The sequence below is a fragment of the Vibrio sp. HI00D65 genome, assembly GCF_001635455.1.
In the GTDB taxonomy this organism is placed as follows: Bacteria; Pseudomonadota; Gammaproteobacteria; order Enterobacterales; family Vibrionaceae; genus Vibrio.
In genome coordinates this window covers 14,063-26,268 of sequence record NZ_LWEH01000077.1, presented here as the reverse complement: position 1 = coordinate 26,268, position 12,206 = coordinate 14,063, and the positions used below count along the sequence as shown (strand labels likewise).

Genomic DNA, 12,206 nt, shown 5'->3' with positions numbered 1-12,206 from the left:
TTCAACTTGAATCGTTGGCGCGTTAAGTTCGTCTCACTAAACTTCTTGGCACCAATTCAATACCCGACTGGTAACGTTTTGCTGAAGCGTTCAATGCCAAAGCAAACGCGCTATCTGCGATGACCTCAAATTGCTGCGGTAGTGAGTGAACTTTAAAGGGTAAGAAATCCAATAATCGGTTATCACCAAAAGTCGCCAACTTCAATTGACTGATTAGCTCTGGCTTTTCGACCATCACATCAAGCACACCTTCTAGTAAGGTGTAAGACATAGTGACAATCGCATCAGGAACTGTGCCTTTAGCAATCCACTCTTCAAACACTTTTCGACCGGATTCACGATCAAAGTGCTCACCATAACCTACAACCGTTGGCTTATTTTCATCGAGCCCAGTTTGCTGTGCGTGGGCTTTATTCGCAGCTTCAAAACCTAAGTGACGCTCGTGTGAAATATTCAGATCAGGCAGTGCACCGATTAAACCAATACTGTGAATGTTATCATCAAGAATTGAATGTGTCAGTTCAAAGGCGGCTTCGAAGTCTTCACTGATCACGCAGGCAAAGTGCTCATCATCTAACGGACGGTCAATCGCGATGACTGGCGTACCCGAGTTTTGCAGCTTCAAGTAAAACTCGTTAGCGTCTGGCATAGAGCTTGCGACTAGCAAAGCATCAATACGACGGCTCACCAACGCTTCCGCTACTTTACGTTCGGTTTCGGCGTCATCATCAGAGCAGCCAATCAGAATTTGATAGCCCACTTTACGTGAGTTCTGCTCTATCAGTTTTGCTAAACGCGCGTAACTGCTGTTCTCCAGATCAGGAATAATCAAACCAAATGAACGGCTATTACCAGCACGTAGCGACGAAGCAGCATGGTCTGGACGATAGTTATACTCGTCTACCACCGCCATTACTTTCTGCTGAGTCTTCTCACTGATTCTGTATTTCTGCGCCTTGCCGTTAATCACATAACTGGCTGTCGTTTTCGACACACCGGCTAGTTTGGCAATCTCATCTAGTGTCATATGGGTGACCTGTATTTTGTGCGTAGGATCATATAACCAATCTTCTGATCCTTGGATTAGTTGAATTATATGCTGAATCGATTCAGTATAAAAGCTGAAAGGATTCAGCAAAATCTGAAAAGTGACTTCAATCATCCTTTTGTATGGATTGAGCGTCATTTGTCGTGATTCAACTTTACGTTATGAATGAAACTGAAATTACGACCCGCAGCAAAACTATTTTGAAAACCAAAATCGGCTTTGCTGAATTTTTTTACATTAAATGCTGAACCGATTCAGCTTAGATAAAACTAAGAGCAAGTAGCTCTAGACTGAATCGTAGCGCTACACAAATTCTCAAGCGATACGCTAAAGAGGCACCATGCTTAAATTATCAAAATCTGACATCACTCTTGGTCAAACGGCCGATGACAAATTCAAAGCTATCCAGAACATTGCTGGCGACCTAACTGCGAAAGGCTTAGTGGACTCAGGCTACGTAGAAGGAATGCTAAACCGTGAAAACCAGAACTCTACGTTTCTTGGTAACGGCATCGCGATTCCTCACGGCACCACAGACACTCGCGGCCTTGTAATAGAAACAGGCGTTGCGGTACACCACTTCCCTGAAGGTATTGACTGGGCAGACGGCAATCGTGTTTACGTTGCGATTGGTATTGCAGCGAAATCTGACGAGCACTTAGGCATCCTTAAGCAGCTAACCAAAGTGTTAGCGGCAGAAGGCGTTGAAGAGAAACTAAAACAAGCGAAATCAGAAGGCGAAATCATTGCCCTACTGAACGGTGAAGTTCAGTTAGAAGCTGACCTAGACGCATCTCTAGTTCAACTATTGTTCCCAGCAAGCGACATGGTTCAAATGTCTGCTGTAGCGGGCGGTCTTCTAAAGAACACAGGTTGCACTGACAACGCATTCGTTGCTGACCTAGTAACAAAAACACCGACTCATCTAGGCCAAGGCGTTTGGTTACTAGGTAGCGATAAAGGCGTAACTCGCACTGGCGTATCTTTTGTTTCTACAGCGAACGATTGTGAATTCGAAGGCACACCAGTGAAAGCTCTTGTGGCATTCGCGGCTTGTAACAGCGCGCACCAATCTATTCTGGCAAACCTAAGCAAAATGGTTTTCGAAGGTAAACAGCAACAACTGTTATCTGCTGACGTTGCAAAAGTAATTGGCCTTCTTAAAGGTGAAGCGGTTTCTACAGCGTCTGAAAGCGATGACAACTGCGCAGTATTCAAAATTAAAAACGCACACGGCCTACACGCTCGCCCGGGCGCAATGCTGGTTGCTGAAGCGAAGAAATTCGAATCTTCTATCCGCGTTTCAAACTTAGACGGTGATGGAAAAGAAGTAAACGCGAAGAGCTTGATGAAAGTAATCGCTCTTGGCGTTAAACACGGCCACCAGCTTCAGTTTGTTGTTGAAGGTGATGATGCAGCACAAGCGCTTGAATCGATTGGTAAAGCTATCGCTTCAGGCCTTGGTGAAGGTTAGGTAATCGATATGTCTGATAAACAAATCAAAGCCGTTACCGTTACGCTAAACCCAGCACTAGACCTAACAGGCGCTATCGACGCACTGAATGTTGGCTCGGTTAGCCTAGTGAATCAAGGTTCTCTCCACGCAGCAGGAAAAGGCGTAAACGTAGCAAAAGTACTTTCAGAGCTTGGTGCGAAAGTGACCGTAACAGGTTTCCTTGGTCGCAATAACGAAGAAGCCTTCTGCCAACTGTTCGAAAAGATGGGCGCAACTGACCGCTTCATCCGTGTTGACGGCGCGACTCGCATCAACGTGAAACTGGTCGAGAACTCTGGCCAAGTAAGCGACATCAACTTCCCTGGTGTTCCTGTTAATGCTGACGCAATTATAGCGTTTGAAGAAACCTTACTAGAACTGGCTGAAACGCACGATTACTTCGTGATTGCAGGCAGCTTGCCACAAGGCGTATCACCACAGCTTTGCGCTTCTTGGGTTCAACGCTTACGTGACCTAGGCAAAAAGGTTCTTTTCGACAGCAGCCGTGATGCACTGAAAGCAGGTATCAATGTACAGCCTTGGTTGATTAAGCCAAACGATGAAGAGCTATCTCAGCTATTCAATGCTGAACTGACAACACGTGACCAATGCCAACATGCAGGCCAAGCCCTAAGCGAAAAAGGCATCGACAACATCGTGGTATCACTTGGCGCTGAAGGCGTGATGTGGCTTAACCAAGGTGAATGGTTACATGCTCAACCACCGCGTATGCAAGTAGTGAGCACTGTAGGCGCAGGCGACACCTTAGTTGCTGGCCTATGTTGGGGTCACATGCAGCAAATGCCAAAACCAGAACTTATCAAATTCGCAACCGCCCTATCTGCACTAGCCGTTTCGCAGGTAGGTGTGGGCGTAACCAGCCAACAAGAGCTGGATTCAGTACTACAAAATATCCAATTACAGGTGCTTGGTGCTCCAACCAACCAGTTAGACACAAGCAAATAGGACAAAAGGTTTATTATGAATATTACCATTATCACAGCTTGCCCAAGTGGCGTAGCAAACAGCATCATCGCAGCAGGCTTGTTAGAGCAAGCAACAAAAGCACTGGGTTGGAACGCCGCTATTGAATGCCAATCAAGCGTATTACCTGAATCTCCAGTATCACAAGACGCTATCGACAGCAGCGACGTTGTAGTTATTGCAGCTAACACAGACGTTGATAAAACACGTTTCGTGGGCAAAAAGGTTTACCAAGCAGCTATCTCTGAGTGCACTGCAGATGCAAAAGCATTTCTAGAGAAAGCGGCAGCAGAAGCAACGGTATTAGACGCTTCTCAAGTTGAAAGCACTGTTGACGTAACCGGTACGTCAGTAAACTCTTCGAAAACAGCAGGCACAGGCAGCAAAAAGATCGTTGCGATTACTGCTTGTCCAACGGGTGTTGCACATACCTTTATGGCAGCAGAAGCGCTTGAAGCAGAAGGTAAACGCCTAGGTCACCAAATCAAAGTGGAAACTCGCGGCTCTGTAGGTGCGAAAAACCAACTTACAGCCCAAGAAATCGCAGACGCTGACCTAGTTATCATCGCTGCCGACATCGACGTTCCACTGGATCGTTTCAACGGTAAGCCTCTCTACAAAACAGCAACTGGCCCTGCTCTTAAGAAGACTCAGCAAGAAGTTGAGAAAGCGTTCGCTGAAGCTAAGCCATACCAACACACAGCCTCTTCTTCACAAGCAGCACCTGCTGATGAGAACAAAGGCGTGTACAAGCACCTTATGACAGGTGTATCTCACATGCTTCCAGTAGTTGTTGCTGGTGGTTTGATCATCGCTCTTTCTTTCGTATTTGGTATCGAAGCGTTTAAAGAAGAAGGCACACTAGCAGCGGCGCTGATGACTATCGGTGGTGGCTCTGCATTCGCACTAATGATTCCTGTTCTTGCTGGTTTCATTGCATTCTCGATTGCTGACCGTCCGGGTCTGGCTCCTGGTCTAATCGGCGGTATGCTGGCTAGCTCTACAGGCGCAGGCTTCCTAGGTGGTATCGCAGCTGGTTTCATTGCGGGTTACTCTGCGAAGTTCATTGCCGACAAAGTTCAGCTTCCACAATCTATGGAAGCGCTTAAACCAATCCTGATCATTCCGTTTATCTCGAGTTTGTTCACTGGCCTTGTGATGGTTTACATCGTGGGCGGTCCTGTTTCTGGCGTAATGAGCGCAATGACAAACTTCCTAAATAACATGGGGACGTCTAATGCGATTCTTCTAGGTGTGATTCTAGGCGCAATGATGTGTTTCGACCTTGGTGGTCCGGTAAACAAAGCCGCTTACACATTCGGTGTGGGTCTACTGGCTTCGCAAACTTACGCTCCAATGGCAGCTATCATGGCCGCAGGTATGGTTCCAGCTCTAGGTATGGGCCTTGCGACTTTCCTTGTGAAAGACAAGTTTGAAGCAGGCGAGCGTGAAGCGGGTAAAGCATCATTCGTTCTTGGCCTATGCTTCATCTCTGAAGGCGCGATTCCATTCGCAGCGAAAGACCCGATGCGTGTTATCCCAGCATGTATGGCAGGTGGTGCACTAACGGGTGCTCTATCAATGATGTTTGGTGCACAGCTGATGGCTCCACACGGCGGTCTATTCGTACTACTGATTCCTGGCGCTATCTCTCCAGTACTTATGTACCTAGTAGCGATTGCAGCTGGTACGCTAGTAACAGGCTTTGGCTACGCAGCACTTAAAAAGATGAGCAGCTCTAAAGTAACGGCAGAGGCTTAATCCCCCTATTCTGTTAAGCTCCTTCTATAAATTGGCTTATCATTGAACAAAGGCTCCTCATATGAGGAGCCTTTTTTATTATTCGCTATCTTGTGTGGTTAAAACCGGCAGCTGGAAAGAGAAAGTCACCCCTTCCACATCATCACAATCTATATGGCGAATCTTCTCCACCAAATAGCCGTTCACGTCTAACTGTAAGTCTTGTTGCTTAACCGTGTTAAACAGTGCCTCTAAAGCCGTGCTGTAGGCAACATCAGAAACCAGATAAACATCGCTGCACAAGTAGTATCCTTCTGGAATGGTCACATCGTAACGCTCTTTAGCCACTTGCCAGTTACCGATTTTAGCTTCTATGTCGTCCCACTTGTTTCTCATCTGCTTAATTGGTGTTGTGCCCATGAGTTGTGTTGATTTCAGACCATACATTTCAAACGCAGTATCCCAGTCTGGATCGTCTAGTTTGAGCTTCTGCATGCCGCGCTCTGGATACCAAACCAACTCTGTCGGCATCGACTTAACCAACTCTTTTTCGATGGAAGACTGCACACCGGGATGTGACAACTTCTGGATAAAGTCGGCCGTCTCTTTTGGTGTCGCGTTGTAACCCATTTCTCTAATGTGCTTTGCTGTCACGCCCAGCTCACGCTTGAGCGCCTTGCCTAACGATTGTGACGACGAGAACCCACAATACTGAGCAACCTCAATAAGACTCCATGGCTCGTCTTTGATCAACAAACTAACCGCAATCTGTAGGCGTACTCGGCTCAAATACTGACCTGGCGTTTCATTAAACAGCTCAGTAAACTGGCGATGAAAATGATATGGCGAGATCGCGCTCTCGGTTGCTATCTGTTCCCAAGTACGACGCTCCCCCCACTCTTCATGCATTAAATTAAGTGCATGGCTAAAGCGTTTTTGAAGGTGCTCAGGTAAAGATTCAACCAAAGCAATCTCAGGCACCAGCTTAAAACCAGGTACTGATTGATAGTCAGCTTTACTCTGTTGCGTCATACGGTCTTTGTTCTCAGGCATAGAAGCTCTTGTCTCTGTCGACTTGATCAAATTCGATCGCTTGGCTTCACTATCGTCTTTGTCCTTTATAAAATCAATCATGATCGTTCCGAAGTGAGCTGTGCCGGTACATGTGGTTCATTTTCAACTAGATCTTCAGTTTGAGGCACTTTTCGGCAAAACAAACCAAGCAACACAGGTATCAAAATCAACGTTACTGAAGTGGCGAACAGTTCACCAAACACCAAGGACACCGCCGCAGGCTTTAAGTACTGTGCTTGTTCCGCAGTTTCACTTAGCAATGGTAACAAGCCACACACAGTGGTAATCGTGGTTAAGAAGATCGCTCTCAATCGGCTGGTGCCAGCAATCACTAGCGCTGTCTGTAATGGAACCCCTTGGCGATATTCTGCATTAAAACGCGTGATCAGCACCAACGAGTCGTTAATCACGACCCCCGTCATGGCCATCATTCCGAGCATCGAAAGAATGCTGATCGGCAAGTCCATCAAGTAGTGACCAAAAATCGCGCCTGCGAATCCAAACGGGATGACTGCCATGATGATCATTGGTTGCCAGTATGACTTCAAAGGCACCGCCAACAAGATATAGATCATCAGCAGCGTCAGGATCATCGCGGATTTAAAACCATCCGACACTTCCCCTATCTCTTCAAACTCACCACCCGCTTTAATGCTTACGCTTGGATATTGTAGGTGCAGAGACTCAATGGTATTTTCAAGCTGCTCACGTGTTTTCTCTGGTGATTGCAGATCTCGGTTTTGCTTCCAATACAGATTGATCACTTGCTCTCGATCACGACGGTAAACCACTTGCGGCTCTTGCTCGTGACGGAGCTCAGCGATATCTCCAATCATTACGCTGCCACCGTTCTGCAACATAATGATGGCTTGTTTTAGCTGAGCTAAGGTTCTTCGCTCATCTCTTGAATATTGCAGCAGCACCTTGGTTTCTTGTCCGTTTTCCAAAAGACGATGAACTTCCCTTTCGCCAAATGCTTCGCCTGCAAGTTGAGCTAGCGTGGCTTGAGTTAAGCCAAGCTGTTGTCCGTATTGATTCAACACCAAACGAACTTGCGGTAAGCCATCCTGACTATCATCGTAAACATCTGAGACACCTTTTAAGGACGCTAAGGTATCTGCTAGCTGTTCACTGACACGAGATGCCAACTCACGATCGTTGGAAGAGATCGTTAAGAATGTGCCGCCAGCAGGCTCCTCCGCTGCGCTTAATTTCACCGAGTAAGCCCCTTCGATTTGCCCAGTGCTTTCTCGCCATCGCTTCAGCAGTAAGTTACCCGGCAATAAGCTTAAAGATTCATTGGTAAGTTCGGCAGTGACTTCAATTTCGCCATAGCCATCAGACCATGCAAGCAGGTTCACCACAGGCTTCTCTTGTAATGGGTAATCTTCCATTAAGCCTTTTTCTACCTCTGCCATCGCTTGTTCTACTTGCAGCAAGGCTTGGCTCTGCAGTGGCAATGGTGCACCGTCTTCTAACTCAATCACCGCTGTAATGTATCGCCCTGGAATTTCAGGGAACAGCGCACTGCGAATCGCCCCATTCGACCACATGCCATAAGCCAATGAGATAACCGCGACAAACCCAAGCAAAGACGCCACCTTGTAGCTAAGTGCAAACTCCAATACTGGTTTGTAAACGTTGAGATTGAACCATTGCAAGCCGCCTTGAGCCGTATTCTGAACTTTGGCAAAATTACTGGTAGATGGCTTTTTCACAGAGAGCTGAGCCAAGTGTGACGGTAGAATAAATTTGCTTTCAATCAGCGAGAAGATCAAAGCGAAGATCACCACGGCCGAAAACCCAGCAAGCACCTCGGCTAGCTCATTGTTAATCCAGAGCATTGGAGAGAATGCAGCAATGGTCGTTAGCACACCAAACACGGTTGCCACCGACACAGAATGCACGCCCTGCCAAGCGGCTGTTTTGCCGTTTATATTAGAAGAATAGCCGGCGTTACGCGTCCGTTTGTCATGTATCGCTTCACCCACAACCACAGCGTCATCCACCAGCACACCGAGCACCAAGATAAAGCCAAACAAGGTGATGTCGTTGATGCTGTAGTTAAACCACTGCATTGCGGCGAGTGTTCCAGTGAGTGCAATCGGGATCCCCATCGCGACCCAAAACGCGAGCCTGATCTCAAGGAAGATCCCAAGCAAAATCAGCACGATTAACAAGCCTTGCCATGCATTTTCGCTCAAACGAAACAGCTGATCTTCAATGTAAGGCGCCATATCGGCCATGGTATTCAGCTCAATATCCGACGGCAGAATCGCACGTTGTGCATCCAGTGTTTCGCTGATCGCTTCACTGACTTTAAGTAGGTTATCGGTTTGGCTAGTGCTGACCAATAAAGCGATGGCGTTAGCGCCGTTGTTACGCACGATAGAGCCGCTGTATTGGTAGCCACGCGTTAGCTTGGCAATGTCTCCCAAGCGTATTTCTCCATTACCTCCCGAAATCACGACAAGCTGATTCAGCTTCTGTAAATCATCGGCATAACCGTCACCACGAATCACCATTCGGCCTTTGTCACTAATTAGTTCACCACTGCGAGACTCTAGCGAGCGCTGCTCAACTAAACCTGCGAGATCTTCCAAGCTCAATCCCAGCGCCTTGAGTTGGTCTGGATCTGGCTCAATCACCAACTGAGGCGTTCGAGTCCCCCAGTTTGATACCTTGGAAATTTGAGGGTTCTTCTTCAGCGCTTGTTCAAGTTGCTTGGCGATAGGTTGTAATTCGTCATCGGTTCTTGGACCTGACACCACAACAAACGCGGCTAAGTTGGTAAATTCATTACGCACCACTTGCGGTTTCTCTGCTTGCACGGGAAAGCCGTTGATGGCGTTAACTTGATTACGAATGTCATCCAGCAGCTTGTCTAAATCTGTGCTGCTGGTTTTACGTACCACGACTCGTGATATTCCAGCACTCGATTGGCTGGTGATCTGTTTGATGCCAGCAATACCGCTTATCGACTCTTCGATTCGTTGCGTCACGCTCTCATCGATCTGTTGTGCAGTTCCGCCAGGATAAGCCACAGTAATACTGATTGATGATGGTGCGATTTGTGGAAACGACTCAACACGAAGTTGTCCAAATGCCAGTACGCCACTGATAACAATCGCCATCATCAACAGATTGGCAGCGACTGGGTTATTAATGAACCATCTTGTCATCCAACTCATTGGTTTGATTCCTTAATCTGTGTGACATCAGATTTACCCGCGAGCATGGCTTCAGAATGGCTACCATTGAACCTAGGCGTGACTTGTTTACCGATAAGCATGGAAGAAAGCGGATACTGCACCACACGACGAGCCTTGTCACTTCGATCATTGAAGCGAATTTCAAGCTCTTGACTGCCTTGCCCAATAAGCGTTACCGACTCTTTTCGTAGGCGATCTTCTGTGTCCAACGTCCACACATACCCGTCTCGGGTCATCGCACTCAGAGGTATGCTTACCACATCATCTTGTAGACCGAGGTTAACCACAGCTTGAACCTGCTGATTAGGGAAAAGCCTAGGCTTATCGTGGTAAGGGTTTTCGACCGATAGCACCACTTGCCTTTGACGGGTCACCGAATCCACTTCAGGCGACACATAGCGCACCTTCGCTGGCCATTGGTTCCCAGAACGACTCAAGATACGAATGCTCGGCTTAACCAAGGCAGTTTGTACTTGTTGCCAATGCAATTCAGATATTGGAAGCTCGATATCAATCGAATCACTGGCGGCTAACTCAAAGGTCACTTGCCCCGCCTCTACCCACTCTCTTGGGCTAATGTGGCGTTTCATAACGACCGCATCAAACGGCGCCGTGATCACTGACTCTTCCACTAGCTTCTTCGCACTGACATAAGCTTGTTGTGCTTGTTGCAGGTTGGCTTTCGCAGCAAGTACTTGGGGTTCCCTGCGCGCAAAGGACGAACTTGTTTTTGGGTTGAGCATCTTGAGCGCGACGGTTTGTTCATGCTTAGCCTGTTTCAATTCCAACTCCGCTTGCTTTAACGCACTCAACGCTTGCGCCAAGTTCGCATCAACGGCGCTGTTATCTAGTCTCGCTAGCACATCGCCCTTGTTAACTAATTGTCCCGGCTCGATAGTTTCATTCAGCCATTTTAGTTGCGCACTACTCGACGCTTTAAGTTGAATTGGCCAGCGAGCAGCGGTTAAGCCAAGTATCGTTAACGTCGATTGGTGCTGCGTAGGTGTCACCTCCAATATAGAAACCGGAGCCAATACTGTTTGCTTCTTTACAGGTTCCGCTGCTTCGGGTTCCAATTCATAGACAACAATCAAGGCAACAAAGATAGCCGCACAACCGACTAATACAGACAGTGGCTTTTTAAACTTCATAAGGCATCTCCTTGGTAGCCTGTTGGACAGAGGTAGGATTTAGTCGCCGACTGATTTCAGTAAGACGAGAAAGGGTTTGCAGCGTAATTGGCAACATCACTGCAGTTTCAACAAACTCCAATGAGTAGGTAACGATAGAAAACACTTGCCCTGCAGTTGGCTGAATAAGCTGGCTTACCATCCACAAATTGCCTACGACAGCGCCAAACAGGACAGTAAAGATCAACCCGTAGACAATCGCCTCAGTGTCTGAAAGCTTGATTTCACACTGTTTTAGTCGCTCAAAGTGCCAACGAAACGCAGACAAACGAACACCGCTCAACAGTTGAACCTGCTGTTCGACCTGATCGTTGTATTGGCCATTAAGTTGGGTAAAGGTTCGATGGAACACGCCATAAATCGCAAGCATCGACAACCCAGCAAACAACATGCAAAGCGCCAATGAGAAGTGGAATGTAGAGAAAATCACCACAGTCGCAACAAGCTGTACCATTGCCGTCATCAAAGCGGGTAAATCGTCTTCTAAGAAATCAACCAGCTCACGAGACATGGTAAGTCGAGCGTCTTTGGTTGATACCGATAAGCCACGTAGGTTTCGCTCCACGATATTCGCCAGTTTGACACGAATAGCCCCATAAACATGGGTATCGTAGAAACGGCGAACCACGCTGAAAATGACCAGTACAAAGAGGAGCAGTGCCAGCATCTTCAACGGCTGAAAGCTTTGGTTTAACACGCCGTCGATGGCGTAACCAATAAACAATGGCAACAGAATAAGTATCACGTTTTCAGCCAAAACCATTGACCAAGTCGCGGCAACCTTTAATGGGTTAAGCCGAATAATCGTTAGCAGAGAGATGGGATGTTTGAATAGCATTATTGAGCCCATAAATGAATATGGCGTCAGTATTACCAATTCGGCATGGGAAAAAGTGTCCCAGATTGCTGTATTGGGAAATCACATGCAATTCAAGGGGAGCAAACTCTATAAGCGACGAGCTGAATTACATTGGTTAGAAGGAGGTTAGGACAGAAAGGTGGAATTTATCGAAGTGAGAACTGGGATAACTCACCCGACATCAGAAAACATTGATTCGCTTATGTTTAGTACAAACGTATTGTTTATTAGGTACGTAATGTCGGGCGTAAATTAAATTAGCTGCTTAGTGTGTCTTCAAATACACCTAGCTCACGACCCAGCCAGGTCGCTCGTACTGTATGGTCTAATGTTTCTTCACCACCAGTTACAGGGTGAATAAGCACCGACATATCACCACGCTCTTGTTCAAGCCATTCCACGATGCCCGACTCTTTGTTGGCAAAATGAATCTCAAACATCGGCATTTTATGTGGGCCAACTAAACGTTGTACCAAAGGAAAAACCTCTAATACATCTTTACGCTCAGATAGAATCTTTTGACGAAGTGTTTCTGCTTGCTCTGCAAATCGCAGAGGGAAATAAACATGACCGTGGTACATGGCACCATCCTTTAGAATTATGA

The 12,206-nt window shown here is 47.0% G+C and carries 9 protein-coding genes; 3 read left to right on the top strand and 6 right to left on the bottom strand.

Features of this window, described 5'->3' with window-relative positions; genetic code table 11:
• Positions 1-22: 22 nt before the first annotated feature.
• Positions 23-1,027 carry a catabolite repressor/activator gene (gene cra / locus A3712_RS07750; RefSeq protein WP_063522994.1) on the bottom strand — a complete coding sequence of 335 codons (1,005 nt, stop codon included), beginning with the start codon at positions 1,025-1,027 and terminating at the stop codon, positions 23-25.
• 361 nt (positions 1,028-1,388) lie between these two features.
• Between cra and fruB the strand changes: the two genes are divergently transcribed.
• Genes fruB through fruA form a run of 3 tightly spaced genes read left to right on the top strand, consistent with a single transcriptional unit; the run spans position 1,389 to position 5,288 of the window.
• Complete coding sequence (gene fruB, locus A3712_RS07745; protein ID WP_063522958.1) at positions 1,389-2,522, top strand: fused PTS fructose transporter subunit IIA/HPr protein; 1,134 nt, start codon at positions 1,389-1,391, stop codon at positions 2,520-2,522.
• Positions 2,523-2,531: 9 nt separating this feature from the next.
• Positions 2,532-3,509, top strand: coding sequence for a 1-phosphofructokinase (gene pfkB, locus A3712_RS07740; protein WP_063522957.1), 978 nt, complete (start codon positions 2,532-2,534; stop codon positions 3,507-3,509).
• 15 nt (positions 3,510-3,524) lie between these two features.
• On the top strand, positions 3,525-5,288 hold the full coding sequence (gene fruA, locus A3712_RS07735; protein ID WP_063522956.1) for a PTS fructose transporter subunit IIBC: 1,764 nt from the start codon (positions 3,525-3,527) through the stop codon (positions 5,286-5,288).
• A 78-nt stretch (positions 5,289-5,366) separates the two neighbouring features.
• Here the strand turns inward: fruA and A3712_RS07730 are convergent, their stop codons facing one another.
• The 5 genes from A3712_RS07730 to A3712_RS07710 form a co-directional block, all read right to left on the bottom strand.
• The gene (locus A3712_RS07730) at positions 5,367-6,401 is read right to left on the bottom strand and encodes a helix-turn-helix transcriptional regulator (protein ID WP_063522955.1); all 1,035 of its coding nucleotides are present in this window, start codon (positions 6,399-6,401) and stop codon (positions 5,367-5,369) included.
• Positions 6,398-9,532: an efflux RND transporter permease subunit gene (locus A3712_RS07725; protein WP_063522954.1), complete on the bottom strand. Its 3,135-nt coding sequence runs from the start codon at positions 9,530-9,532 to the stop codon at positions 6,398-6,400. Before A3712_RS07725 ends, A3712_RS07730 begins: the two co-directional genes overlap by 4 nt.
• Positions 9,529-10,704, bottom strand: coding sequence for an efflux RND transporter periplasmic adaptor subunit (locus A3712_RS07720; RefSeq protein WP_063522953.1), 1,176 nt, complete (start codon positions 10,702-10,704; stop codon positions 9,529-9,531). The genes A3712_RS07725 and A3712_RS07720 overlap by 4 nt, the downstream gene beginning before the upstream one ends.
• Positions 10,694-11,581, bottom strand: coding sequence for an ABC transporter six-transmembrane domain-containing protein (locus tag A3712_RS07715; RefSeq protein WP_063522952.1), 888 nt, complete (start codon positions 11,579-11,581; stop codon positions 10,694-10,696). Before A3712_RS07715 ends, A3712_RS07720 begins: the two co-directional genes overlap by 11 nt.
• Positions 11,582-11,859: 278 nt before the next feature.
• Entirely contained in the window at positions 11,860-12,183 is a 324-nt protein-coding gene (locus tag A3712_RS07710; RefSeq protein WP_063522951.1) for a DOPA 4,5-dioxygenase family protein, read from the bottom strand.
• Between the last annotated feature and the right edge of the window lie 23 nt (positions 12,184-12,206).